The sequence below is a fragment of the Pseudomonas sp. Pseusp9 genome, from assembly GCF_059491265.1.
On record NZ_CP168500.1, the window covers coordinates 5,894,664 to 5,921,173 of the forward strand.

The window sequence follows — 26,510 nt, forward strand, 5'->3', positions numbered from 1 at the left end:
GCCTGCTCGCGAAGGCGTCGTCACTGTCTTAACAAATTTGAAGGCGTCAGTTGCTCACCGCGCCACTCGAAAGCCACCGGTGCCAGCACCTGATCGATCTGCGATTCTGCCCACAACGTGGCAAAACTTTTGCCTACGCCCGGGTGCACGCGATCCGGAGCAATCAACGACAACGGCCACAGAACAAAAGCATTTTTCAGAATTTCTGCCCGCGGCAGGATCAAGCCATCGAAGCTCCCCGCCAGATCACCGAACAACAATACGTCGATATCCAGCGGCAAACCTCGGCGATCCGGTGCATATCGGCCGTTATCGGCCTCAATGAACTTCAACCGGCGATCCAGTTCCATGAGCGGCAGATCGGTGTACGCCGACACCACGAAATTGAAGAACGGCCCGCTCTTGATACCCACCGGCTGGCTTTCGAACACCGCCGAACAGCGGATATCGACCAGGAACGCCGCCAATGCATCGAGCCCCGCCCGCAAATGGGTTTCACGCTCGATATTGCTACCGAGCCCGAGATATACCTGAGTCAGCGACATCCGCGCTCGATCTCCACGCCCACACCGCCGGTGGCAGCCGGGATGGCGCCGGGCTTGGTCAGTTTCAGGCGCATCCAGGTGATCTTGAATTCGCTCATCAACGCTTCAACAAGCCGCTCGGCAAAGGTCTCGACCAGCTGGAATTGCGCCTGCTCGGAAAATGCCTGGATGCGCGAGGAAACACTGGCATAGTCGAGCGCCAGGGTCAGGTCATCACCGGCCGCAGCCGGGCGATTATCCCAGGCGAAGCTCAGATCAAGACGCAAGCACTGTCGGATGCCTCGCTCCCAGTCGTAGGCACCAATCACCGTATCGACTTCCAGGCCCTCGATAAACACTCTGTCCAAGCACTTCTCTCCGCTACACGACAAGGGCGCAATGCGCCGTTAGAATCAGGGCTTCCTCGCCCGGAATAGTTAGCATGTTTTGGTTATTGGCGATCCTCGCCTACCTGCTCGGCTCTCTGTCCTTCGCCATTTTGCTCAGCCGCCTGACCGGTAACCCCGATCCGCGAATGAGTGGCTCGGGCAATGCCGGCGCCACCAACATGTTGCGCCTGGCCGGCAAGAAACTCGCCATCCTGACCCTGCTCGGCGACCTTTGCAAAGGCTTGCTGCCGGTACTGATTGCGCGTCTTGCAGGTCTTTCGCAGCAGGAACAAGCCTGGATCGGCGTTTATGCCGTCATCGGCCATCTGTTTCCGCTGTATTTTCGCTTTCGCGGCGGCAAGGGTGTCGCCACCGCTGCCGGCATGCTGCTGGGACTGTATCCGCCCGCAGCCCTTCTGGCGGTCTGCGCCTGGCTCTTGACGTTCTACCTGACCCGCACCAGCTCCCTGGCCGCCCTGATCGCCACGCCACTGACCCTGCCTTTGCTGGCCTGGCAAGAACCGGCCGCCCTGCTGCCCATGAGCACACTCACCGGGCTGATCGTCTGGCGTCATCGCGGCAATCTACGCGACCTGTTTGCCGGGCGCGAACGGCATTTTTAGTTGCCGGGAATGAGCGCCGCTCATCACAACGCCGACAATTGCTCCATCGGCCAACGTGCCTGCACGCTGATCGCCAGGCTTTCCTGCTGACCGACCTGCAAGCGCTGGCAGCCGGCAAAGGCGATCATCGCGCCATTATCGGTGCAGAACTGCGGACGGGCATAGAACACATCGCCCTTCATGTCGCCGAGCATTTTCTCCAGAGAAGTGCGCAACGCCTTGTTGGCACTGACGCCTCCTGCGATCACCAGGCGCTTCATGCCGGCGGCTTTCAGGGCACGCTTGCACTTGATGGTCAAAGTCTCCACCACGGCCTGCTGGAACGCCAGCGCGATGTCGCAACGGGCTTGCTCGCCGTCGTCCCCGGCGCTGACGCACTGCTGCCAGGTGTTCAACGCAAAGGTTTTCAGGCCACTGAAGCTGAAATCCAGGCCCGGGCGGTCGCACATCGGACGCGGGAAGACGAATCGTCCTGCAACGCCCTGCTCCGCAAGGCGAGCAATCTCCGGTCCGCCCGGATAATTGAGGCCCATCATCTTGGCCGTCTTGTCGAAGGCTTCGCCGGCAGCGTCGTCCAGGGTCTCGCCCAAGAGTGTGTACCGACCGATTCCGTCGACCTGAACCAGTTGCGTATGGCCACCCGACACCAACAAAGCGACGAACGGAAATTCCGGCGGTTGCGACTCCAGCATCGGGGCCAGCAAGTGGCCTTCCATGTGATGCACGCCAAGGGCCGGAATGCCCCAGGCAAAGGCCAGCGCCTGGGCACAGGAAGCCCCTACCAGCAACGCGCCAACCAGGCCAGGACCCGCGGTGTAGGCGATCGCATCGATCTCCGTCGGCACGCAGTCGGCCTCGGCCAACACCTGACGGATCAAGGGCAGCATGCGTTTGACGTGATCGCGTGAAGCCAGCTCCGGCACCACACCGCCATAGGCGCGGTGCAGGTCGATCTGACTGAACAACGCGTCGGCCAGCAGGCCGCGCTCACTGTCATATAATGCGACACCAGTTTCGTCGCAGGAGGTTTCTAATCCCAGTACTAGCATGGGTTTGCGCCTTGTTTAGGCTGAATTCGAAGGCGCGCATAATAGTCGTCGCGTGATGCCCCGACCAGCGGTTTTCGATCAGAGGCTTTGCATTCCGAGCGTTGAGGGGTTAACATCCGCAACCCTTAAAAACCGACGTCTTCAAGTGCTCTTTTGCCGCGAGGATGTTGACCCCGGTAATGAATGAAGGTAGCTCTGGATGCCAGCCGTCAAAGTAAAAGAGAACGAACCCTTCGACGTAGCTCTGCGTCGTTTCAAGCGCTCCTGCGAAAAAGCCGGTGTACTGGCTGAAGTTCGTAGCCGCGAATTTTACGAGAAGCCAACTTCTGAGCGTAAGCGCAAGGCAGCAGCCGCTGTCAAGCGTCACGCCAAGAAAGTTCAGCGCGAACAGCGCCGCGCCGTTCGTCTGTACTAATACACAGACGATCGTAGCAAGCTTCTGCCAAGCCCGGCCCTCAGCCGGGCTTATGGCATTTGCGGAAAACGCTTGATGCTTCACTGTCAAAGCCGCAGACGCGACCGAGACAAACCTGCTTCACCGCGTCAGACCTGGCTCTTTTGCCAGCGGTGCACGTCTTTTCTGACGAGCCTTTCAAGGCTACTGACGAGCACACCCACTGATTCCTCTCACGACGATCAGCCCAAGGCACCTGCTTGCGTGCCAGATGATGAGCTATCCGAGGCCGATGATTGGCCGCAGCGGATTCAGCGCAACACATTCAAACCGTCGAATACTGATTGGCATTAACGTCAGTGGATTTTCGGCAGATACACTTCCCGACAGCGATTACGCAGACGACACTGGTCGAGCCGCACACTTTGCGTGCCTCAAACAATGACCGCGTTCGGTCGCCGTACGTATCGGGTTCCTTTTCAGCGCAGATGACGAGAACGCCATGGCCGGGCTAATTCCCCAGAGCTTCATTGACGACCTTCTGAACCGCACCGACATCGTCGACGTGGTCAGCTCGCGCCTGCAACTGAAAAAAGCCGGCAAGAACCACACCGCCTGCTGTCCGTTCCACAAAGAGAAGACTCCGTCGTTCAGCGTCAGCCCCGACAAGCAGTTCTATTACTGCTTCGGCTGCGGCGCTGGCGGCAACGCCCTCGGCTTTATCATGGACCACGACAACCTGGATTTCGTCCAGGCCGTCGAAGAACTGGCCAAGGCCGCCGGCATGGAAATCCCCCGCGAAGAAAGCGGCCGACCGCACAAGCCGCGACAGCCGACCGATTCGCCCCTGTATCCGCTACTCAGTGCCGCCGCCGACTTTTATCGCCAGGCCCTGAAAAGCCACCCATCGCGCAAGGCCGCCGTGGACTACCTGAAAGGTCGCGGGCTGACCGGCGAAATCGCCCGGGACTTCGGTCTCGGCTTTGCTCCGCCAGGCTGGGATAACCTGTTCAAGCACTTGAGCAGCGATACCCTGCAACAAAAAGCCATGATCGATGCCGGCCTGCTGATCGAAAACGCCGAAAGCGGTAAACGCTACGACCGTTTCCGCGACCGTGTAATGTTTCCGATCCGCGACAGTCGCGGGCGTGTCATCGCCTTTGGCGGCCGGGTATTGGGCGACGACAAGCCGAAGTACCTGAACTCCCCGGAGACCCCGGTCTTCCACAAAGGCCAGGAGCTCTACGGCCTGTACGAAGCGCGCAAGACCAACCGCAACCTCGACGAGATCATCGTCGTCGAAGGTTACATGGACGTCATTGCCTTGGCCCAGCAAGGCCTGCGCAATGCCGTCGCGACCCTGGGCACCGCCACCAGCGAGGAGCACCTCAAGCGGCTGTTTCGCGTCGTGCCTAACGTGCTGTTCTGCTTCGACGGCGATCAGGCCGGTCGCAATGCCGCATGGCGGGCACTGGAGGCGACACTTTCGAGCTTGCAGGACGGTCGTCGCGCACGCTTCCTGTTCCTGCCCGAAGGCGAAGACCCGGACACCCTGGTCCGCTCCGAAGGCACCGACGCCTTCCGCGCACGCATCAACCAGCACGCACAGCCTCTGGCCGATTACTTCTTCCAGCAACTGACAGAAGAAGCCGACCCGCGCTCGCTTGAAGGCAAGGCCCACATGGCTACCCTCGCCGCGCCGTTGATCGACAAAGTCCCGGGCGCCAACCTGCGCACCTTGATGCGTCAGCGTCTGAGTGAAATCACCGGCCTGAGCGGCGAAGCGGTAAGCCAGCTGGCACAAAGCGCCCCGCAAGAAGCACCGCCGGCCTACGACCCGGGCATCGATTACGACGCAATGCCCGATTACAGCGACTATCATCAGCCGCAGGCGCAGGAAATGTATGTGCCGCAGCAGGAATGGACGCCGAAGAAACCCGGTGCAGGAGGCAAGAAATGGGACAAGAAACCGTGGGACAAGAACGGCAAACGGGGCGGTGATCGCGATCAACCCCGCGCGCCACGCGTGCCCGCCGCCGTAGAACCGCCGACCCTCGCCGCCTTGCGCACCCTGCTGCATCACCCGCAACTGGCCGAAAAAGTCGAGGATGCCGGGCACTTCGCCGCCGAGGATCACACCAACACACAATTGCTGGTGGCGCTACTCGAAGCCGTGCAGAAGAATCCCAAGCTAAACTCAATTCAGCTGATTGCGCGCTGGCACGGCACAGAACAAGGCCGTTTGCTCAAGGCCCTGGCGGAAAAGGAGTGGCTGATTGATGGAGACAACCTTGAACAACAGTTTTTCGACACCATTACTAGCTTGTCAGCCCGCCAACGCGAGCGAAACCTGGAACAACTTCTTAGAAAAGCACGTCAAAGCGAATTGACCAGCGAAGAGAAAAACCAACTGCGCGACCTCTTGAGTCGCAATGTTTCCGCATCAAACCCGACCTCAACTGGCGCGTGAGGTCATAGCTCAGGTATAATCCTCGGCTTGTTTTTTGCCCGCCAAGACCTTCAGTGGATAGGGTGTTATGTCCGGAAAAGCGCAACAGCAGTCTCGTATCAAAGAGTTGATCACACTTGGTCGTGAGCAGGGCTACCTGACTTACGCGGAGGTCAACGACCACCTGCCGGAGGATATTTCAGATCCGGAACAGGTGGAAGACATCATCCGCATGATCAATGACATGGGGATCAACGTATTCGAGGTTGCGCCAGATAAGGATTCCCTTATGCTGGCCGACGCCGATACCGACGAAGCCGCAGCCGAAGAGGCCGCTGCAGCGTTGGCTGCGGTCGAGACCGACATTGGTCGCACTACCGACCCGGTGCGCATGTACATGCGCGAAATGGGTACGGTGGAACTCCTCACGCGTGAAGGCGAAATCGAAATCGCCAAGCGTATTGAAGAGGGCATCCGTGAAGTGATGAGCGCAATCGCGCACTTCCCTGGCACGGTTGATCATATTCTCTCCGAGTACACCCGCGTCACCACCGAAGGTGGTCGCCTGTCCGACGTCCTGAGCGGTTATATCGACCCGGACGATGGCATTGCGCCGCCTGCGGCAGAAGTGCCACCGCCGATTGACGCGAAAGCCGTCAAGGCGGATGACGATTCCGACGACGAAGACGGTGAAGCCTCGGATGACGAGGAAGAAGCCGAAAGCGGTCCGGATCCGATCATCGCCGCCCAGCGTTTTGGCGCTGTGGCCGATCAGATGGAAATCACCCGCAAGGCGCTGAAAAAGCACGGTCGTCACAACAAGGCAGCGGTTGCCGAGTTGCTGGCCCTGGCCGATCTGTTCATGCCGATCAAACTGGTGCCGAAGCAATTCGAAGCCCTGGTCGAGCGTGTTCGCAGCGCCCTGGATCGCCTGCGTCAGCAAGAGCGCGCAATCATGCAGCTCTGCGTTCGTGATGCGCGCATGCCGCGTGCAGACTTCCTGCGCCAGTTCCCGGGCAACGAAGTCGACGAAAGCTGGAGCGATGCCCTGGCCAAAGGCAAAGGCAAATACGCCGAAGCCATTGGCCGCCTGCAGCCGGATATCATCCGTTGCCAGCAGAAGCTGACCGCGCTGGAAACCGAAACCGGTTTGACCATCGCCGAAATCAAGGACATCAACCGTCGCATGTCGATCGGTGAGGCCAAGGCCCGCCGCGCGAAGAAAGAAATGGTTGAAGCCAACTTGCGTCTGGTGATTTCGATCGCCAAGAAGTACACCAACCGTGGCCTGCAATTCCTCGATCTGATCCAGGAAGGCAACATTGGCTTGATGAAAGCGGTAGACAAGTTCGAATACCGTCGCGGCTACAAATTCTCGACTTATGCCACCTGGTGGATCCGTCAGGCGATCACTCGCTCGATCGCCGACCAGGCCCGCACCATCCGTATCCCGGTGCACATGATCGAGACGATCAACAAGCTCAACCGCATTTCCCGCCAGATGCTGCAGGAAATGGGTCGCGAACCGACCCCGGAAGAGCTGGGCGAACGCATGGAAATGCCTGAGGACAAGATCCGCAAGGTATTGAAGATCGCTAAAGAGCCGATCTCCATGGAAACCCCGATCGGTGATGACGAAGACTCCCATCTGGGTGACTTCATCGAAGACTCGACCATGCAGTCGCCAATCGATGTTGCAACCGTTGAGAGCCTTAAAGAAGCGACTCGCGAAGTGTTGTCCGGCCTCACTGCCCGTGAAGCCAAGGTACTGCGCATGCGTTTCGGTATCGACATGAATACCGACCACACCCTCGAGGAGGTTGGTAAGCAGTTCGACGTAACCCGTGAGCGGATTCGTCAGATCGAAGCCAAGGCGCTGCGCAAGCTGCGCCACCCGACGAGAAGCGAGCATCTGCGCTCCTTCCTCGACGAGTGATACCAGAACCCCCGGCCCAGGCCGGGGGTTTTGTTTTATGGCAGATTAATATCTCAGCACCTCCACTCCCTCTACCCCGTAGCCCGTCTACACTCGAAACATTCCCCAGAGCCATAACGAGACCGTTATGCCCAGATTGCCGACCGTGCTTTTTTTGCTGTCGCTGATGACCTGGACCGCAACGGCTGGCGCGCTGACTCTAACCGACGATGAACGTAGCTGGCTGGCGGCTCACCCGGACTTGCGTCTGGGTGTCGATGCGTCGTGGCCACCGTTCGAGTTTCGCGACGATGAGGGCCGCTACCAGGGTCTTGCCGCGGATTACATCGAGGCCATTCGCAAAAGGCTGGCAACCCGGCTCACGCCCATCGAGCCAGTGAGCTGGACTGCGGTCCTGGAACAAGCCAAAAAGGGCAAACTTGACCTGCTGCCGGGCATCATGTCGACCCCTGAACGCCAGAAATACCTGTCGTTCACTCGCCCCTATCTGGACTTTCCGATTGTTATCCTGGCCCATGTCGGGGGGCCCCAGCCACACAACCTGCAAGACCTGTACGGCCTGAAAATCGCCGTGGTGGAAAACTACGCCCCCCATGAGCTGCTGCGCACCCACCACCCCGACCTGAACCTGGTGGCGATGCCCAACGTCAGCTCAGCGTTGCAGGCACTGGCCACCGACGCAGTGGACGCCGTGGTGGGCGATCTGGCGTCCAGCGTCTGGAGCTTGCGCCAGCTCAGGCTCGATGGGTTGTATGTCAGCGGTGAAACACCCTATCGCTATCAACTGGCTATGGCGGTGCCTCGCAACAACACGATGCTTGTCAGTATTCTTGACAAAGTCCTGGCGGACATGAGCCCCGCCGAAATCAGTGCCATTCAGGAGCATTGGGTCGGCAACGTCCTCGATCATCGAACCATCTGGAATGACCTGTTGGTGTATGGCCTGCCTGGATTGCTGCTGCTGACCATCGTGCTGGCGTCGGTTATCCGCATCAACCGCCGCCTGAGTTCGGAAATCGCCCGCCGGGTCGATCTTGAACAGGAACTGCGCAGCAGCGAATACCACTACCGAGGCCTGGTGGAGAGCCTGTCGGCCATCGCCTGGGAAGCAAAGGTCACCGACTACACCTACAGCTATGTATCGCCCCACGCCGAAGACCTTCTTGGCTATCCCCTGTCCCAATGGCTCATTCCGGGCTTCTGGCGCAACATCATTCACCCCGCCGACCTCACCCGCGCCCAGAACTTCTGCGACCACGAAATACTGGCCGGTCGCGATCACCGCCTCGATTACCGGGTGATCACCGCCGACGGTCGCTGTCTTTGGGTGCGCGATATCGTCAGCCTGATCGAGCACGGACATGAGCCGGTGTTGCGCGGGCTGATGATCGACATCACCGACGCCAAGCGCACCGAAGAAGCGCTGCGCCTGTCAGAACAGAAATTCGCTTCGGTGTTCCAGCAATGCCCGGACATTCTGGTGATCGCGCGCCTGAGCGACGGTTGCCTGCTGGAAGTCAACGAAGCGTTCGAAGAACAGATCGGCCTCAAGGCCGATGACGTCATTGGCCGCACCGCCACCGACCTGAACATCTGGGGCATACCCGGCGTTGGGCCGGGCCTGTTGCAACGCTTGCAGGCCGGCAGCATCCGCAACCTGGAAATGCCCTTTCGTCGCAGCAATGGCCACGTGTTTACCGGCCTGATCTCAGCTGAACCGTTCAACCTCGACATGACATCGGCGCTGGTGGTCGTGGTGCGGGACATCACCCAGCTCAAGGAAACCCAGCAGCAACTGCAAACCTCCGAAGAAAAATTCGCCAAAGCCTTCCACGCCTCCCCCGACGGCTTGCTGCTGTCGCGGCAAAGCGATGGCTTGCTGCTGGAGGTCAACGAAGGCTTCAGCCGCATTACCGGGTTCAACAGCGCGATGTCGGTGGATCGCTCGGCGCTGGAACTCGGTATCTGGGTCAACCTGAACGAACGCAAACAGATGCTCGATCTGCTGCACCGGGACGGTTTCGTTCGCGACTTCAGCTGCCATATCCGCCGCAGTGACGGGCAGATCCGCCTCTGCGAAGTGTCCAGCCGCCCCCTGCCGATTGGCGATGACGACTGCATGCTGACCATCGCCCGAGACATCACCGAACGACACCTGATGCAGGAAAAACTGCAACAGGCTGCCACCGTGTTCGAGAGCACCGCCGAAGGCGTATTGATCACCGATACCCAGCAACACATCAGTGCGGTCAACCGTGCGTTCACTGAAATCACCGGCTACAGCGAGAGCGAAGCCCTGGGCCATACGCCACGCCTGCTCGCCTCCGGCCTGCACGACAGCGCGTTTTACGCGGCCATGTGGCATCAATTGACTGCCGAGGGTCACTGGCAAGGCGAGATATCCAACCGACGCAAGAACGGCGAGCTTTACCCGAGCTGGCTGACCATCAGCGCCGTCCGCAACCGCGAAAAATTCATCACCCACTTTGTTGCGGTGTTCGCCGATATTTCCAGCCTCAAACACGCCCAGGCCAAACTCGACTATCAAGCGCATCACGATCCGCTGACCGGCCTGCCCAACCGCACTTTGTTTGAAAGCCGCTTGCTCACCGCGCTCAATAGCCAAAAGGAAAATGGTGGCCAGGGTGCCGTGTTGTTCCTTGACCTCGACCGCTTCAAGCACATCAATGACAGTCTGGGCCACCCGGTCGGCGACCTGTTGCTCAAGGGCATTGCCGTACGTCTCAAGGAGCAGCTGCGTGACATCGACACCGTGGCGCGCCTGGGCGGTGACGAGTTCATTATCCTGCTGCCGGGCCTGCAACAACCCAGTGATGCCGACAACATCGCCACCAAATTGCTCAATTGTTTCGCCGCGCCGTTCCAGGCCGGCGAACACGAGTTTTTCATCAGCGCCAGCATCGGCACCAGTCTCTATCCGAAGGATGGCTGCGACGTTGCCACATTGATCAAGAACGCCGACGCCGCGATGTACAGCTCCAAGGCCAAGGGCCGCAACCGTGTCGAAAGCTACACCCGCGACCTCACCGCCCAGGCCAGCGAACGCGTGGCGCTGGAACACGAACTGCGCCGCGCCATCGAGCGCAACGAGTTGCACCTGTGCTACCAGCCGAAAATCAGCCTCAATGACTACAGCCTGGTCGGCGCCGAAGCCCTGATCCGCTGGCGCCACCCGACCTTTGGCGATGTACCGCCGGAACACTTCATCCCGCTGGCTGAAGAGAACGGCATGATCCTGCAAATCGGCGACTGGGTCTTGGAAACCGCCTGCCGGCAGATGGCCGAATGGCACCGATTGTACGAAAATCCCGGCCCACTCTCGGTCAACCTTGCCGGCGCCCAATTGCGCCAACCCAACCTGCTGGGTCGTATCGAACAGTTGCTCAAGGACAACCAGCTCAACCCGGGTTTCCTGCAACTGGAAATCACCGAAAACTTCATCATGAGCCAGGCCGAAGAAGCGCTGGCGGTGCTGCATCAACTCAAACATCTGGGAGTGCAACTGGCCATCGATGACTTCGGCACCGGTTACTCCTCCCTGAGTTACCTCAAGCGACTGCCTCTGGACATCCTCAAGATCGACCAATCCTTCGTCCGCGGCCTGCCGGACGATCCCCACGATGCGGCGATCGTAAGCGCCATCATCGCGCTCGGACGCAACATGCAGTTCACCGTGATTGCCGAAGGCGTCGAGACCCAGGCGCAACAGCAATTCCTCGCCGCCGAGGGTTGCGAGCAAATCCAGGGCTATATCGTCAGCCCGCCACTCCCCCCGGACGAATATGCCGCGACGTTTCTTCGTACAACCGTAATGACTTTTTCGGATGGCACAGTCGCGAAACCGTCGTTATAATCCGCGGCCTACTGAGGGCCTATAGCTCAGTTGGTTAGAGCAGAGGACTCATAATCCTTTGGTCCACGGTTCAAGTCCGTGTGGGCCCACCATACTCAAAGCCGCGCATTGCGCGGCTTTCGCGTTTCTGGCGGGACCACATCAAATGCAGTCCTATGGTCCAAAGGTACAAAATCGGTACAGTGCTGGTGCGCCAGTACACCTTTGGAGTCCTTCAGATGGCAACACTCGTTAAAACCCCTTCTGGCACCTGGAAGGCGTTAATCCGTAAAACCGGATGGCCAACAGTAGCGAAAACCTTCCGCACCAAGCGTGATGCCGAGGACTGGTCACGACGTACAGAAGACGAAATGGTCAGGGGTGTTTACATCCAGCGCAGCGGGTCCGAGCGCATGACGCTGGAAGCAGCCCTCAAGCGCTACTTGAGCGACATTACCCCCACCAAGAAGCCCACCACCCAGCGCGGCGAAACGTCGAAAGCGAAGAAGCTCACAGAACACCTGGGCAAATATTCACTCGCGGCCCTTTCCGCTGAAACTATCGCGAGCTACCGCGACAAACGCCTAAACGAAAAAGGGCGTGCCGGCACTACCAGCAATAACACCGTACGCCTAGAGCTCGCTCTGCTGAGCCACCTATTCACGGTCGCAATTCAAGAATGGGGGCTGGGCCTCACATTCAACCCAGTCCTAAACATCCGCAAACCTAGCCCAGGGGAAGGCCGCAATCGTCGGTTATCACCTGACGAGGAGCGCCGTTTACTGGCCGCCGTGAACAAGCACAGCAACCCCATGCTTGGCTGGATCGTTGGTATCGCTCTGGAGACGGGTATGCGGTCGACAGAGATCAGCTCACTACACCGGCGCCAGGTCGATCTAGAGCGTCGCATCGTGAAGCTTGTGGATACCAAGAACGATGCACAACGTACTGTGCCTTTGAGCAAACGGGCAACAGCGCTTTTCCAGTCGGCTATGGAAAATCCAGCTCGGCCGAGTGACTGCAGCCTGGTGTTCTTCGGTGAGCCTGGCAAGGATGCAAAGCGTCGACCTTATTCCTTTACCAAAGTGTGGGGATTGCTCGTTAAAAAGCTAGAGTTGCCGGATTTCAGATTCCACGACCTAAGACACGAGGCGGTGAGCCGCCTCGTGGAAGGCGGCCTTTCTGACCAAGAGGTATCCAGCATCAGCGGCCACAAATCAATGCAGATGCTGAAGCGATACACGCACCTACGGTCAGAAGACCTGGTGGCAAAGTTGGACAGTATCTCCAACAAAAAAACAAAATACTTTAGCTAAACAAAAAAAAGAAAATTTAGCTAAAGCGCATTAACAAATAACAAGCCAAAACTCTCAACTATAAAAAACCTAGAATTTTAGCGGCTAAAATCGTGTCCACTGCCACATGCTTTAGCTACAACTTTCAAGCGAAGTTTAGCTAAAGTTATAAATGTCAATATAATTTTCCACAAAGAGCTTCCAAAGTTACTTAAGTGTGTCATAGGATATCCGAAATTAACCGGATGAGACCGAACTATGACAACCGAAGAATCAATACGCGCGCTTTTTTCTGGGGCTCCGCTCTTGTCTATTGACCAGCTAGCTGAGCTACTTCACAGAAGTAAGGATGGTCTACGGATCAGCTTGAGTGGTGACAATGAAGTTTCTCGAAAATTTTCACCCTGCAAGGTAAAGATTGGAAGAAGGATTTACTTCCGCACTGCCGATGTCGCCAAAGCTATAGATCAGGACTAGCGGTATGTATATAACTTTTATTGTGGAAAGACAGAGCCAATCAAGAGGCTTCACAATGATACCCAATCATATAATCAATGACGAAAACCTAAGCCTGAAGGCAAAGGGGCTAATCTCGGCATTACTGTCCTTGCCACCCGACTATGAATACCTCAACGTCGAGCGGCTGGCCGACAAACACAAGACAGGTACTACTGCGATTAGGTCTGGGATAAAAGAGTTACAGGAAGCCGGGTACTTGGAGATAGCGCAAAAATACGACGCACGCGGTCATTATGCAGGATACGAATGGCGGCTAAGCGATCATCCAAAACGTACCGAGGCACCGGAAATCATTCACGAATCCCCGTATACGGAAAACCCGCATTCGGATCGCCCACCTTCGGAGAATCAGAAACCTATAAATACTTACAAAACAAAAAAACTAAAAAATCAAAATACTACTACATCCCAGCAACCCGCCCCGGGGCTAGGCGCGCAGGAGCTGCGGCTAACGGCTCCGATGCTAGCGGAAACCAGCGACCAAGTTTTCAAAGCACTCGAGCAAGTAGCTCCTGCTGATCGACAACGCATGCTCGACGAGCTATCTGCGGCGATCAAATCAGGAACGATCAAGACGACACCGATCCGCTGGTTCCATGGTGTGCTCAAGCGATACCGGGAGGGCACCTTCAACTTCAGGCCTGCACCGCCACGACCGTGTCTGGAGGGGGGCCCACAGACTCTGCCCGGGACGCCGCAAGTGCAAGCACGTAATTGCCCCCCAAGTGTTAAGTCTACCGAGCGATCCAACGTAGGGTTTGAATATCTAAGTAAGTTAAAGAAAACTAAGCGAGGCTCAAAATCGTCGTCACGCTACGACTTAACAAATGAGGGGCCATCCTTAGGTCATGACGAATAGGTCGATAAGGAGCACGCTATGAAACCACTGAGCCTCAGAATTGCAGAGCATGTGATTCAACGCGCCGACCCAACAAGTCCATTGGCTCACCGCGCGGTCATGGTCATCCATCGATCAGAAATACAAGATGCAGTTCAACGAGGATGCTCACTGCTGAGCATTTGGAAAACTCTGAATGAAGAAGGTGTAGTCAATTTCGGTTATCAAGCGTTTCGCCGATATGCTCACACCCTCATTGCCACATAAAGCGCCGATTTCTAAGCAGATCAATCAGGGAATCACCACCCGAACTTTAAGCGTTGTTATAGCGATCAATACAGCTATCGGCATTCTTTTGCCGAACAATTGCGTTGTTCTCGCGATCAACCTGTTATTGATCGGTAAAACAACGCCTTGCCTCGGCCCAGACTATCAACACTGTTCGCTAAAACAACGGTTAGTTGCAGGGCAAGACAGGTGAAGTTAGCCAACCGACAAGTCGGTTAGCCAATTTCACTATCGCGAATTCGTGCCTGCGGCACTCAATGCTCTCTTGCTCTGCGAGGCAGGTCGCTACCGCGACGTTATGGACACCAGAAGGAGGTTCACTAATGAGTTCCAACAAACGGCAGGAACAAACCCGAAAACACGGAAAGCATCTTCGAGTGCCGGTCTTACCTAGCGAGGAGCAGATAATTAAAAAGAATGCAGCAAACGTGAATTTGACAGTTGCGGAATACCTACGGCGGCTGAGCCTAGGTTACGTAATCAAAAGTACGCTCGACTCCGCATATGTTTTGCAACTCGTAAAGGTTAACGCAGACCAGGGCAGACTTGGTGGATTGCTGAAGCTGTGGCTAACCGATGACCCCAAACTGGCGACCTGCGGCAGTACTTGGACACCCAGTGTCGTGCGGGCTCTGTTGAAGCGAATCGAGGCCAACCAAGACGAGATGCTACGGTTGGTCCAGGCACTGAAATTTTAGCGACCAAAAACTCCATACCTCATTTTTCCTTTTGGAGTCCACGTGAGCATGCCACGAACCATACGATGGACGGAGCTGGCTGATCATCGCCCTGCCCTTCCATGTCGCACTTGCGGCGTTCCAGGATCGACGACGCCAATTCCAATCAAGCGACGAGCAGCGCTCTTCAAAACGTCGTGGAAGGACGCACGATTTGAACAGCCCCTGCGTGCCGCTCGTAGCGTCCGTGATATAGCTCACTCCGGTAAACAAGCTACCGCGCATGCAGGCCGAAATTGCCAACCCAGGAGGGAAATCTTCGATGATCGGGAGCCTCGGCGCAGGAGCCGCGATAGGAGCAGCCACAATGGCAGCCTTCGGCAGTCAGTGCTCTATTCAAAGCAGCTCAGGCCAATATGGAAGGCATCTCGAACAACACCGATAACTTAAGCGGCGATTCATACCAGCAAATTTCCGGCGGCCAAGGTAACTTGGCTTTAGCGCAAGCTATAGGCCAAGGCAGCGGACAGGGTTCAGGCTATGCAAGTGGCGACTGCAGGGAGGCTAGCCGCTAACGTAAGGTCGCTTATAACGGATCATGTGAGTTAGAGAATGAGCAACCAAACCAGTACCGCGATAGCAAGCACGGTAGGAGCATGGTAAGCGACAGCGATTGATGAGAGCAGCAAGAGATCGCATGCTGGCAACAAACCTGTGTTCTAGGGCAATAATTTGAGCAGGCGCGCCGATGAAAATTCGGACTTCGTAATCAATAATCCAAGCCAAGGCGGCGCTCGACCGATACCGTCGCAGTGAACTGTGCCAGACTTTCTTACCACCGCCCAGGAGCAGCAGTATGAAGCAGCCCATCACTCCAACAGAACCGCAATTCATTGATGAGCAGATCAGCGTCATTGACGCACCGCCAACCTTCGTCACGCGAACGACGCTTCGGTCTATTCTGCAGGGTAAAGGGGTAAACACACTCTCGGAACTAGAAGCCCGCTCTGTTAGCTCATCTCACAGTCCTTTGATCTCGTCTGAGATATCAAAGACTGAGTAGCTATCACCCGCATATGCCCGGACTGCCATTTCACTGTTCGCGATACACGCTGAGCGTCTGCCGCCTGGGAATCTACGGCGTGAATGGTGAAGGTCAACTCGTTGTGCCGCTTAGCGCAGCGGAGGCGCGAGGACGTCTCTCAGCCAGCGTGCTAGACCGCCATAACCCCCCGGACAAATCGACGGCATGATTGCCGGACCAGATCTAGATACCGACTAGCTCATTCACGTTTCTTGCTAACAGATTGGGCGGTCCACAAGCCCCGTCGCTCTCGTTCCAGTGCAATTGCTGGAACAAAGAGATGATTCAGCTTCGCGCGGATGCGTTCTAGGTGCTCCCGATCTTCACTTATATTATCAAATCGCTGAATTATATCTTCACAAGGACCTACTTCACAGCCTATCCAACGTCTTCCTTTTAATTCGGACACAACAAATGTTGTTCCCGACCCACCGAATGGGTCAAACACCAAATCACCCTCATTGGTTGACATTTCAATAATTCTATCAAGCAGTTTAATGGAGAGCTCATTTGATCCAACCCTCTTCTTGTATTTCGCATGGCGTACAGGCGGAATATCAGTCCACATATCAGTCAGACTAATACCTAGCGGATTCATTTTATGCTTATATCCGCCATAATCTTTAATATCCCCAAAGCAACTAGGACATGTAGGCGTAGGAAGGCGGTCCGCCACCAACTTATTAGCTTTTTCACCTTTCACAAAGTACAAAAGAGAGTAATGAGAAGGATACAATCTACCTTGGATAGGTAAACTGTACTTTATATCCACGCCAACCCAATGCTTGAACGTTAAAGACCCATGTAGGAAGGCAGCAATATTGCTATTCCACACTGGAAGATTCCAAGTGAACAAAGCCCCGCCGTGCTTTAGCACCCTAACGCATTCCTTAAGCCACTCTTCCATCCACTTGAGATATTCCTCCTCCCTTATATTGTCATCCATATTGGAAGGATAGAGCTTGTCAAGATTAAAAGGCGGATCAGCAAAAACTAGATCGACAGAATCGCTTTCTATAGATCGTAGAACTTCTAGACAGTCCGCCTCATAAAGCTTTCCTAGCTCAGTTGCGAATACCTCTTTGACATTCGAGGTTGGTTTTTCCTCAGTAGCAGATGGACTGATCGCTCGAAGAACCTGGTCAGAACTGTTCTGGATCAGCTCAATTAAAGCACGATCCAGCCGACCCATATTCAAACGAAGTTGGACTTCAGAAACACCAAAAATTTGCGTGATTTTCGTCAAGTCAAATCCAGACGGAACCACATTTTTATGATTGTAAAAATTCAGCCTTGACAGTGGAATTCCAGTCTTTGCGGCTACAGCTTTAATCTCAGACTTCACGCGATGGTCAACACCCAACGCCTTAAAGAATTGATTGGAGTACGTCATTAAAACTCCATTAATAATTATGAAAACTCTTCATCATTTTACCATGCCTGAATCGAACTTTTCTATGGTCGAGCATTATGGGACCCAGGGGTCCCTCGAGGTTTGACCCATGAATGATAGCTTTCCATCCATTGTTTTGCCACCAGGGGCTACCGATGGACACGAAGAAAGCAAAGAAAGTGTATGACATTCTCGGAGCGCTTCTACGGCAGGCTAGAAATAGCGCTGGGTTAACCCAAGATGATGTTGCCGCATCACTCAATGTTGATCGTCGGCATTACGGCAGAATCGAAAGCGGTCAAAGCAAAATTTCAGTGCTGCGACTTATCGAGGTCTGCCAAGTCTTTGGCATAGATCCTGGGCAAGTGGTTACGCGACTCTCTGAGGCGTATAACTATGAAAATTAAGTTGGAGCACGACGGTGAGTTCATCCCACCGGTGGTATTGCAGACGTCCATGGAGATCATCTCAAGTTGCCTTCAGGAGATAGTTACATGCGACAGCGGCTTCATCGTAAATGATACCATACATTTTAGAAGACAAAGAAATAATAAGGTCACGCCGTGCGTAATGAACTCGGCAAATTTTATTTCCAGGCGTTTTCAGTCAAACCTAGGGAAAATTGAAGGTTGTCGCGGCGAGACCAAAATAATTGAGCAAGACATCGACGGAATTATAACATGCCGGTATTCAGGGGCAGGTTATAAAATTCGTGACAAAAACAAACTTCTAGAAGTTTTACACAATTACATAAAGTCAAGAGATCTACCACCCGACTCAGTTTTTACTCTATTTCCCATGTTTTACGGCATGTATGTGCAGAGTGACATTTATGACATCGCCCATCTCTCGCTGGAAGATCAAAAACTATTTGATAAAATTGCGGTAGATAAAACTTTCAGGCTCGGCGTCGAATTCGAGACCGGGAACGTTGCTAGCTCTTTCCGCGCTATAAACAAGCTTTTTATTCTGTTTCAAGCCGGCCACATCGACGCTGGAATATTTGTCACCAGCACCGATAAGGCCAGCTCAGCCACGCGAATTTGGCCAGTTTCAAACCGAAATGGATCATTTCAGGAACTACGCCAGAGAAACTTTATGAAGCAAATATCCTTGCCCCTCATTTGCATAGGATTTGCTCCTGACGGGTTTGATAGCAACGCACCCTTTTTGGGTAGAACGGGTTCGTTATATAACATACAGAACACTGGAAGACAGTCCCCCCCTTTTGACATTTATGTTGGTGAGGACGGTGAAGAAATATTGCGACCGACAGGGGTTACGCTTCCCAATAGTGTTTCATTAACGCCCTAAAAAAATCCATATTAAAATCCGACGGGCGACGGCCAAAAATTCATAGGCTTGCCCTTACGGCAAAACTCATCACAGAAGGGATATCAAGTGAAATCAATAGCTTTTTTTAACAACAAAGGCGGGGTGGGGAAAACCACTCTAGCATGTAACCTAGTTTCCTACATCAATATCCACAAAGGAAAGCGTGTATTGCTTGTGGATGCAGACCCACAATGTAACGCAACTCAGGCTCTACTTTCAGACGCGCAATGTGAAGAGATCTACCTCACAGGTAGCTCTTCCACGAAAACTCTTTACTCGTATCTCTCACCCTTTGAAATGGGTGAACCACAGATTGAACTGCCTGCGGAGCCCATACTGGGCACGAAAAATAGGTATGGCACTGATCTAATTCCTGGACATCCAAGCATGTCCATAATTGAAGACAAGCTAAGTGACGCATGGTCATCTGTACGAGGGCGTGAGATCGGCGGGTATCGTATTACAAACTGGTGCCACCAGCTCCTGGAAAGCTTAAGTGACAAATATGACATTATCGTCTTTGACGTCGGCCCTTCCCTAGGTGCTTTAAACAGATCAATTATCCTGTCCTGTGATTACATAGTAACACCGTTTGGATGCGATATATTCAGCCTTCTCGGAATCAAAAATATTTCGGACTGGATAAAAAAATGGGATGCTCAATACATGAGTTCGGTAAGGGATGGAATGTTAGAAAGTCCCGCTGCGTTCGAACAATACACGTTAATTAAAGACACCTCAAAAAAACATCGCTTCTTAGGATATTCAGTTCAACAATATGTAAGTCGACAGTTTAAGACGGGGCCACGCCCAGTAAAGTCTTACGATGAAATAATGCGCAAAATTCCTGACACCGTTAAAGATGCCATGGCAGATCTAACTGCCGAGGGGCTAAAAGGGGAAGACATGGAGTTAGGTCATATCCCTTACCTTTACAGCCTAGTGCCCATGGCTCAGGCGGCTAAGGCGCCTATGCATTCGCTAGAGTATGGAGACGGTGTAGTAGGCAACCAGTATGGCCAGGTCAAAGATTTTAACTTACTCATGTCTAACATCAGCGATAAACTGCTTAAAAATTTGGAGCAAGCATGATAACTTGGCCCAATACGCTGGTGACTGAAGTAGCTCAGAGACGCTGCATTTTGTTTCTTGGCGCTGGAGTAGCTTCGTCAGCTAAAACCGAAGAAGGTGCAAGTCCTCTTGCTTGGAAAGCATTCTTGACGGAAGCTGCTAACCTTGCGCCAATAGTACATAGACCGGAAATCGAAGCTCTTATAAATAACAATAAGCTATTACTGGCTCTTCAGGCAATACGTGATCAGGCAGACGCTGGGGATTACCGAGCGCTCTTAGATAAATGTTTCAACAATGCAGCATTTATCCCAAGCGATCTCCACAAAACGATATTCAACCTTGACTCCAGACTAGTCATAACCACAAACTTCGATAAAATTTATGAAAAGCACTGCCTAACGGCTTCTACAGAAGGATTCAAGGTAATTCCTTACTACAGCTCCTCACTAGGAGATGAGATAAGATCTGACACGCGCTTGATCATAAAGGCGCATGGCACCATTGATGATATTAAACAAATGGTATTCACGAAAGCAGAGTATCACGCTGCCAAGGAGCATTATTCGTCATTTTATTCAATATTAAAAGCTCTGTTATTGACCAACACTTGCATTTTTATTGGATGTGGAATGGACGACCCTGATGTGCTTCTTCTATTAGAAGAGGTTCGAATAACAGCAAATCCACAACGCCCTCACTACGCACTATTAAAAGAGGGTTCACACTCAGGCTTTGTTAAAAGCGATCTTGCATCTGCTTACAATATAAAAGCATTAGAGTACGGGCCCGACCATAGCGATCTGATCGGTGATCTTGAAGCACTACTCGAGCTAGTTGAGAGTAAGCGCGCGATTAGTTGATCCACAGAGCTTCGGATCAGCGGTGGCGATTCTGTCAACGAGAGAGTCTACCCTGGCGCATTTTCAGGCCTCTGGATCCTTGTGACTGCAACCAGCCGAACGGAGCCAAGAAATACAAACTGAATTAGGCGTCGCGGTGGTGACAAGGTACAACCACGGTACAATACCTAGCTTTACCAAATTACTGACTGTTACGCTCAACACCATATGCTACGAGGCCTCCAGCTATGCCAACCTACGTTCACCTACGAACGATTTATCTAGGCATAGCATGTCGCCCAACAACTCATAATCCTTTGGTCCACGGTTCAAGTCCGTGTGGGCCCACCAAACAAGAAAGCCGCGCAATGCGCGGCTTTCGCGTGTCTGAATAGGCCGAAACAGTAGAGCCATTTTTTAATCGTTCAGTTGGCAAAGTTTTCGATCTTTACCTGGCCCTCGGGGAAAGTGGCGATGATTTCCAACTCGCCACCCATGGCGCGGATGTAGTTGCGTAAAGTACTGATGTACATGTCCGTTCGCCGCTCCATCTTGGAGATCGCAGCCTGGTTGACATGCAGTGTCCTGGCCAGTGTGTCCTGACTCAACGCTTGCGCCTGGCGCAACTCGTGCAACGGCATTTGTGCTCGTAGCTTCTGATGCAAGACCTCGACACGCGCTTGAGACTCTGGAGAACGACGTGCCACCAGATCAGCAAATTTTTTAGCCATTGTCATAGCCCTCTTTCTTCAATGTTTCCAAGTGCTCGTCGTAGAGACGTTCGGCCAGTGGAACGTGCTCCGTATACCAACGCTCCTGACCGGTTTTATCACCGCCAATCAGCAGAATCGCGCTGCGCCGTGGATCAAACGCATACAGCACACGGTACGGCCTGCCAGCGTGCTGCACCCTTAACTCACGAAGGTTGCCATGCCGTGAACCCTTGATATCGCTGGTATGTGGAAAACCCAAGTGTGGACCATCCTCGCCCAGCAACATCACCGTGGCCTGGACCGAGTCCTGTTCTGCGTCGTTCAGGTGATCCCACCAGGCCTCAAACTCATCCGTGTATTCGACGTCCTACTTCATACAAATATGCCACCAAAGGAATATAACCTCAAAGGAATAAATGTATGAGCTTCAGAAGTGCCTGGCCACCCTGATTCCTCTGTCAATTGTTAACGCTGGTTACTGACAGAGGATTTGCCGTTTCGCCAATTACTTCAGTGCCCTCATGACTACTCAGGAGCCAGGCATTTAGCTCGACTACTTAGAGGATGCACCGGCCCGGAAAATCGCTCGTCGCGCCAGCCTTCGTTTACTGAGGGTGTCGTAATATCGGATGACGTCCGTAAACCTTGTAGGCAAACTCCGAATCTTGCTTTTGGGCACTTTGCCACCTTGTTGCGCTTTTCTTTGACGGGATAGTCTCCGGACATCGCTGAGCATTCAGTGATCGGGCTTGGAAACCCGTCGAACCGCTACGCAATAGCGCCCAATCAATACTGCTGACGTTGTTACGACTGCAATCCTGTGTCATGGCAGCTGTGCGTGGGACGCCTTCGGGCGTGCCGGTTTCTCTGGTTCCCGGTTTTCCAACCTGCGCTCAGCTGCCACCCATTCGCTTGGAAACGAAAGTGGCGGCTCCTTGAATAACCAGGAGTAATCCCATGAGTAAAACAGACTCGCCCTCACCATCAGAACTCAAAACCATCGGTTTCACCCCCTTCCTGTATCTCTCGAATCAACCGCTGTTCCACGTTTGCCGCGACGTCCCCATCGCCGACGCCCTGTCCCAAGCCTCCGACCTGCTGTTCCTCGCCAAGTCCCTGACCGTCGATGCCTCCTACGCTCAAAACTCAGACCGCCACGCCTGGGCCGCGCATTACCTGACGACGATGAGCAAAGCGGTGATTGATGATGTGGTGAAGGTGCTGACGCGACGGTCAGCTGGAACGTAATAGGAAGCAACCCAGCCGATCAACGCGTAATCACAGCAGCATTGCCAATGAAGGAACCTGAAGGAGCGAGCTTGCTCGCGAAAAACCCAAGGACGCCGCTGCGCATCTGGCTTTACGCGTGATCGTTCACGACCTTCGCGAGCTCGCTCCTACAAGGGGGTCAACCGTTCAAGCATTTCACGCGTCAATACGACCTCATAGGTGTCCGCCGGTCGGCCCCACTGCTCCACGAGGACCATGCGGTCTACCAGCGTCTCTCCCAGTTCAGTAATAGTCTCGGATAGCGCCTCGACGATTTCCTGCGTCCGCATCCACAGGCGATCATTGACCGCTTTCATCTCGGCCGTGATGCTGCCCGACGACGCGGGATCCGTATCCGGGTAGGCGATGTTGCGCAGCAGATGCTGAAGCTCCCTGATTTTTGCGTAGTCCTGTTCCGCCCCCTGCTCGCCTTTGAGGATGCCTGTGGCTTTCGGCTTGTCGACGCGTTTTCCGGCTGAGGGCTTCGAAGGCAGCGTCTGCGCCATTGCGCCAGCCAGGAGCACCATCATCCGGGCTTCCAGATGCTCTTTCATGGCTTCTATCGATAAAATCGGGCGCACCAGCGTAATGCAGGCTCCACCCTGGTGCCGCAAATCCATGGTCACCGTCAGGGTCACCCCGCCCGTGGCAAAACCCAGGGCGCGGGCCACGACGTAGTGGCCCATTTCGTGATGGGCGATCTGCAGGGCGCGGTCCCGTACAGCGGCAGGTAGTTTTGTGACCATGTCTTTCACCTCGCACCTCGACTGCCTCAATCCTAGCCGATGCCTTACAAAAAGCCGCGCACCGGCGTAAGGCTGATCAGTCAAGGTATCAGGCAGCCTCTGTAGGAGCTCGCTCGCGATGAACTCAAGTACGACGCGTTTATTCAGCAAGTACGCATTATCGTTAACGTCCATCGCGAGCAAGCTCGCTCCTACAGCAGTCGCAGAGTCTTAATCAGGCAAAGCGTAAGCAATCACATAATCCCCACGATCAGTCGACTGACGTGCACCGCCTACCGTCAGCAGGATGTACTGCTTGCCGGTTTTCGGCGAAACGTAAGTCATCGGCCCGGACTGGCTGCCCACCGGCAAGCGCGACTTCCAGATTTCGTTGCCGTTGCCGGTGTCGAAGGCTCGCAGGTAGAAGTCCTGGGTGCCGGCGAAGAACAGCAGGCCAGACTGGGTGGCGAGCGATGCGCCGAGGGTCGGCATGCCGATCGGGATCGGCAGGTGCATGCGGATACCCAGCGGGCCGGTGTCCTGCACGGTGCCGACTGGCACTTGCCACATCAGTTTGTGGGTCTTGAGGTCGATGGCGGACATGGTGCCGAACGGTGGTTTCTGGCACGGAATGCCGACTGCCGAGAGGAACCGTTCGCGCATGGCACCGAACGGTGTGCCTTCCTGCGGTACCACGCCCATCTCGATGCCGCTGGCCCCGGCGCCGATCTTGTCGCGCGGGATCATGTAGTTGGCCAGGCCCAGGCGCATGTCGTTGACGAACATGTAGTTCGTGTTCGGATCGACCGAGACGCTGCCCCAGTTCATTCCGCCCAGCGAGCCCGGGAATTGCAGCGCACGGTCCATGCCCGGCGGGGTGTAGACGCCTTCGTGGCGCATGCCCTTGAACTGGATGCGGCACATCAACTGGTCGAACGGCGTGGCGCCCCACATGTCGGATTCGGTCAGGGTCTTGTTACCGATGGACGGCATGTCGACCGAGAACGGCTGGGTGGGCGAATAGCGTTCGCCGGGAACCTTGCCTTGCGGCACCGGGCGCTCCTCGACGCGGGCAATCGGCACGCCGGTCTCGCGGTTGAGCAGGAAGATCTCGCCCTGCTTGGTGACTTGCGCCAGAGCTGGCTGGGTGCCGCCCTTGTCGTCCGGCACGTCGTACAGCAGCGGTTGCGCCGGCAAGTCGAAGTCCCACAGATCGTGGTGGGTAGTCTGGAAGTGCCAGCGTACCTGGCCGGTTTTTACGTCGATGGCGACGATGGACGAGTTCCACTTGTCGTCGAATTCGGTACGTTGGCCGCCGAAGAAGTCCGGCGTCGCGTTGCCGGTCGGCAGGTACACCAGACCGAGCCTGGCGTCGTAGGACATGGCCGACCAGACGTTTGGCGTACCACGGGTGTAGGTCTCACCAGCAGGTGGACGTTTGGTGGTGTTCGGATTGCCCGGATCCCACGCCCATACCAGCTCACCGCTGCGCACGTCGTAGGCGCGAACCACGCCCGGCGGCTCGCCAGTGGAGTAGTTGTCGGCCACGCGGCCACCGACGATTACTACGTCCCCTGCGACCAACGGGGTCGAGGTCTGCTGGTAGTAACCGGGCTTCACTTCGCCCATGTCGGTGGTCAGGTCGACAGTACCGTGGTTGCCGAACTCTTCACAGGGCTTGCCGGTTTCGGCATTGATGGCGATCAGGCGCGCATCGCCGGTCGGCAGAAACAGACGTTTCGCACAAGCTGTTGGCTGGTTGTCCGAAGAAGCCGGGGTTTCGGAGTAGCCCAGGCCACGGCAACGCTGCCAGTTGGGCGCGGTGCCTTGCGGGTCGAACTTCCAGCGCTGGGCGCCGGTGTCGGCATCCAGGGCGAAGACTTTGCCATAGGCGGTGCAGGTGTAGACCGTGTCACCGATTTGCAGCGGGGTGTTCTGGTCTTCGGCACCGGCGCCGGTGCTTTGCGGGATGTCGCCGGTGCGGAAGGTCCAGGCGACCTGCAACTTGTCGATGTTGCCTTTGTTGATCTGGTCCAGCGCGGCAAAGCGATTGCCGGCGGTGGTGTTGCCCCAATGGGCCCAGTCTTTCTGCCCGGTGCCCGGCGCGACCGGGGTTACCGCAGGCTCAACGGCGGCCTTGACCACGTGGGTCGGGACGAACATGTAGGCCATCGTCGCAACGACGCCCACGCCCAGAATGCCGGCCAGGCCGTAAGCACCGCGCCCGCCGGTCGCGCCCGAAGCGCGAACCAGGGTCGGATAGATCAGCGCCACCACCAGGCCGATCACGGCGAAGGTCAGTACCCGCGAGACCAGCGGCCAGTATTCGAGACCGGCATCCCATACCGCCCAAATCGCCGTGAGGACCAGCGCCACAGCATACAGCCATGCGCCGAGCGGCTTGCGCCGGGCAATCATCAACCCGGACACCAGCATCGCCAGGCCCATCAGCAGGAAATACCAGCTGCCGCCGAGCGTGATCAGATAACCACCGCCACCGGCCAGGCCGAGCCCGATCAGTGCAATCAGCACACCCAGCCCCGCCAGCAGCCATTTGCTGCCGGCGGCAGCCCCAGAATTGTTCATGTCGGAAATTTTCCCCATTTGTGACAAGGCGCGAATAATGTACTAACCAGTTACTTATGGCAATTTGTCGCAGGCAGAAATGGCATGAACGGTACTGAGGCTGGATCAAATATCCGCCGCGAGCGCTGCGCCGGATGTGCCTGTAACATGCTTGGCCATTGATCCGTACCGTTGGAGACAGCCCCTTTGCCTGACATTCGCCCCCCCGTTCTCGACGAAATCGACCGCCAGTTGATTGCCGCCCTGCAGATCAACGCCCGCGAGAGTGTGGCCATGCTTGCCCGGCAACTGGGTATCGCTCGCACCACGGTCACCTCGCGCCTGACCCGGCTGGAAAAGGCCAAAGTGATTACCGGTTACGGCGTGCGTCTCGGGCAGCGGGTGGTGGATGGAGGGCTGCAGGCGTATGTCGGGATCACTGTGCAACCGCGTTCCGGCAAGGAGGTGTTGCGACGTCTGAGTGCAATGGCGCAGGTGCAGCAGTTGTGTGCGGTAAGTGGCGAATTTGATTATGTGGCGTGGTTGCGCACCGACTCGCCGGAGCAGCTGGATCAGTTGCTGGATCAGATTGGCAGTGTGGATGGGGTGGAGAAGACCACGACGTCGATCATCTTGAGCAGCAAGATTGATCGGGGGCAGCCGGTTTGAGTTTCTGCCG

Annotated in this window: 24 protein-coding genes and 1 tRNA gene; 17 read left to right on the forward strand and 8 right to left on the reverse strand. The window is 55.4% G+C overall.

Going from position 1 to position 26,510, the window contains the following annotated elements; translation table 11 throughout:
- Positions 1-20: 20 nt before the first annotated feature.
- Together folK and folB are read right to left on the reverse strand one after the other, a co-directional pair.
- Positions 21-545, reverse strand: coding sequence for a 2-amino-4-hydroxy-6-hydroxymethyldihydropteridine diphosphokinase (gene folK, locus ACEN8E_RS26950; RefSeq protein ID WP_495590490.1), 525 nt, complete (start codon positions 543-545; stop codon positions 21-23).
- Positions 536-892, reverse strand: coding sequence for a dihydroneopterin aldolase (folB, locus tag ACEN8E_RS26955; protein ID WP_495590491.1), 357 nt, complete (start codon positions 890-892; stop codon positions 536-538). The genes folK and folB overlap by 10 nt, the downstream gene beginning before the upstream one ends.
- Before the next feature lie 74 nt (positions 893-966).
- Here folB and plsY point away from each other — a divergent pair, with 74 nt between their 5' ends.
- A complete protein-coding gene (gene plsY, locus ACEN8E_RS26960) occupies positions 967-1,536 on the forward strand; it encodes a glycerol-3-phosphate 1-O-acyltransferase PlsY (RefSeq protein WP_007993197.1) in 570 nt (189 codons plus the stop codon).
- A gap of 23 nt (positions 1,537-1,559) precedes the next feature.
- On the opposite strand, the gene tsaD is transcribed toward plsY, so the two are convergent.
- Positions 1,560-2,585 (reverse strand): tRNA (adenosine(37)-N6)-threonylcarbamoyltransferase complex transferase subunit TsaD, encoded by a 1,026-nt coding sequence (tsaD, locus tag ACEN8E_RS26965; RefSeq protein ID WP_495590492.1) that lies wholly within the window; start codon positions 2,583-2,585, stop codon positions 1,560-1,562.
- A gap of 199 nt (positions 2,586-2,784) precedes the next feature.
- Here tsaD and rpsU point away from each other — a divergent pair, with 199 nt between their 5' ends.
- The 10 genes from rpsU to traJ all read left to right on the forward strand — a co-directional run bounded on the left by rpsU (position 2,785) and on the right by traJ (position 14,855).
- Positions 2,785-3,000, forward strand: a complete 216-nt coding sequence (gene rpsU / locus ACEN8E_RS26970; protein WP_002551877.1) for a 30S ribosomal protein S21 — start codon at positions 2,785-2,787, stop codon at positions 2,998-3,000.
- A gap of 481 nt (positions 3,001-3,481) precedes the next feature.
- Positions 3,482-5,449 carry a DNA primase gene (gene dnaG, locus ACEN8E_RS26975; RefSeq protein WP_160388409.1) on the forward strand — a complete coding sequence of 656 codons (1,968 nt, stop codon included), beginning with the start codon at positions 3,482-3,484 and terminating at the stop codon, positions 5,447-5,449.
- A 67-nt stretch (positions 5,450-5,516) separates the two neighbouring features.
- Positions 5,517-7,364 carry an RNA polymerase sigma factor RpoD gene (gene rpoD / locus ACEN8E_RS26980; RefSeq protein WP_495590493.1) on the forward strand — a complete coding sequence of 616 codons (1,848 nt, stop codon included), beginning with the start codon at positions 5,517-5,519 and terminating at the stop codon, positions 7,362-7,364.
- Between the two features lie 127 nt (positions 7,365-7,491).
- Positions 7,492-11,238, forward strand: coding sequence for a bifunctional diguanylate cyclase/phosphodiesterase (locus ACEN8E_RS26985; protein ID WP_495590494.1), 3,747 nt, complete (start codon positions 7,492-7,494; stop codon positions 11,236-11,238).
- Positions 11,239-11,253: 15 nt separating this feature from the next.
- Positions 11,254-11,330: transfer RNA gene (locus tag ACEN8E_RS26990), tRNA-Ile, on the forward strand.
- A gap of 126 nt (positions 11,331-11,456) precedes the next feature.
- Positions 11,457-12,533 (forward strand): site-specific integrase, encoded by a 1,077-nt coding sequence (locus ACEN8E_RS26995; RefSeq protein ID WP_495590495.1) that lies wholly within the window; start codon positions 11,457-11,459, stop codon positions 12,531-12,533.
- Between the two features lie 237 nt (positions 12,534-12,770).
- Positions 12,771-12,989 (forward strand): DNA-binding protein, encoded by a 219-nt coding sequence (locus ACEN8E_RS27000; RefSeq protein ID WP_495590496.1) that lies wholly within the window; start codon positions 12,771-12,773, stop codon positions 12,987-12,989.
- A 4-nt stretch (positions 12,990-12,993) separates the two neighbouring features.
- Complete coding sequence (locus ACEN8E_RS27005) at positions 12,994-13,890, forward strand: helix-turn-helix domain-containing protein (protein ID WP_495590497.1); 897 nt, start codon at positions 12,994-12,996, stop codon at positions 13,888-13,890.
- Positions 13,891-13,908: 18 nt separating this feature from the next.
- Positions 13,909-14,136 carry a TraK family protein gene (locus tag ACEN8E_RS27010; RefSeq protein ID WP_495590498.1) on the forward strand — a complete coding sequence of 76 codons (228 nt, stop codon included), beginning with the start codon at positions 13,909-13,911 and terminating at the stop codon, positions 14,134-14,136.
- A 344-nt stretch (positions 14,137-14,480) separates the two neighbouring features.
- Positions 14,481-14,855 carry a conjugal transfer transcriptional regulator TraJ gene (gene traJ, locus ACEN8E_RS27015; RefSeq protein WP_495590499.1) on the forward strand — a complete coding sequence of 125 codons (375 nt, stop codon included), beginning with the start codon at positions 14,481-14,483 and terminating at the stop codon, positions 14,853-14,855.
- A 1,262-nt stretch (positions 14,856-16,117) separates the two neighbouring features.
- On the opposite strand, the gene ACEN8E_RS27020 is transcribed toward traJ, so the two are convergent.
- Positions 16,118-17,311, reverse strand: a complete 1,194-nt coding sequence (locus ACEN8E_RS27020; protein ID WP_495590500.1) for a DNA-methyltransferase — start codon at positions 17,309-17,311, stop codon at positions 16,118-16,120.
- Between the two features lie 155 nt (positions 17,312-17,466).
- On the opposite strand from ACEN8E_RS27020, the gene ACEN8E_RS27025 reads away from it, so the two are divergent.
- From ACEN8E_RS27025 to ACEN8E_RS27040, 4 genes are all read left to right on the forward strand, one after another.
- Positions 17,467-17,718, forward strand: coding sequence for a helix-turn-helix domain-containing protein (locus tag ACEN8E_RS27025; RefSeq protein WP_158683893.1), 252 nt, complete (start codon positions 17,467-17,469; stop codon positions 17,716-17,718).
- Positions 17,708-18,625: a PDDEXK family nuclease gene (locus tag ACEN8E_RS27030; RefSeq protein WP_495590501.1), complete on the forward strand. Its 918-nt coding sequence runs from the start codon at positions 17,708-17,710 to the stop codon at positions 18,623-18,625. The genes ACEN8E_RS27025 and ACEN8E_RS27030 overlap by 11 nt, the downstream gene beginning before the upstream one ends.
- A gap of 87 nt (positions 18,626-18,712) precedes the next feature.
- Positions 18,713-19,738: a ParA family protein gene (locus tag ACEN8E_RS27035; RefSeq protein ID WP_495590502.1), complete on the forward strand. Its 1,026-nt coding sequence runs from the start codon at positions 18,713-18,715 to the stop codon at positions 19,736-19,738.
- A complete protein-coding gene (locus ACEN8E_RS27040) occupies positions 19,735-20,580 on the forward strand; it encodes an SIR2 family protein (protein ID WP_495590503.1) in 846 nt (281 codons plus the stop codon). The genes ACEN8E_RS27035 and ACEN8E_RS27040 overlap by 4 nt, the downstream gene beginning before the upstream one ends.
- Positions 20,581-20,984: 404 nt before the next feature.
- Here ACEN8E_RS27040 and ACEN8E_RS27045 read toward each other — a convergent pair whose 3' ends face one another.
- Together ACEN8E_RS27045 and ACEN8E_RS27050 are read right to left on the reverse strand one after the other, a co-directional pair.
- Entirely contained in the window at positions 20,985-21,290 is a 306-nt protein-coding gene (locus tag ACEN8E_RS27045; RefSeq protein ID WP_495590504.1) for an XRE family transcriptional regulator, read from the reverse strand.
- Positions 21,283-21,597: a type II toxin-antitoxin system RelE/ParE family toxin gene (locus ACEN8E_RS27050; RefSeq protein WP_495593401.1), complete on the reverse strand. Its 315-nt coding sequence runs from the start codon at positions 21,595-21,597 to the stop codon at positions 21,283-21,285. The genes ACEN8E_RS27045 and ACEN8E_RS27050 overlap by 8 nt, the downstream gene beginning before the upstream one ends.
- 632 nt (positions 21,598-22,229) lie before the next feature.
- On the opposite strand from ACEN8E_RS27050, the gene ACEN8E_RS27055 reads away from it, so the two are divergent.
- Complete coding sequence (locus ACEN8E_RS27055) at positions 22,230-22,520, forward strand: DUF3077 domain-containing protein (RefSeq protein ID WP_495590505.1); 291 nt, start codon at positions 22,230-22,232, stop codon at positions 22,518-22,520.
- Between the two features lie 149 nt (positions 22,521-22,669).
- Here ACEN8E_RS27055 and ACEN8E_RS27060 read toward each other — a convergent pair whose 3' ends face one another.
- Positions 22,670-23,287, reverse strand: a complete 618-nt coding sequence (locus ACEN8E_RS27060; protein ID WP_495590506.1) for a zinc metalloprotease — start codon at positions 23,285-23,287, stop codon at positions 22,670-22,672.
- A 210-nt stretch (positions 23,288-23,497) separates the two neighbouring features.
- Positions 23,498-25,852: a glucose/quinate/shikimate family membrane-bound PQQ-dependent dehydrogenase gene (locus tag ACEN8E_RS27065; protein ID WP_495590507.1), complete on the reverse strand. Its 2,355-nt coding sequence runs from the start codon at positions 25,850-25,852 to the stop codon at positions 23,498-23,500.
- Between the two features lie 186 nt (positions 25,853-26,038).
- On the opposite strand from ACEN8E_RS27065, the gene ACEN8E_RS27070 reads away from it, so the two are divergent.
- The gene (locus ACEN8E_RS27070) at positions 26,039-26,500 is read left to right on the forward strand and encodes an Lrp/AsnC family transcriptional regulator (protein ID WP_495590508.1); all 462 of its coding nucleotides are present in this window, start codon (positions 26,039-26,041) and stop codon (positions 26,498-26,500) included.
- Positions 26,501-26,510: the final 10 nt, after the last annotated feature.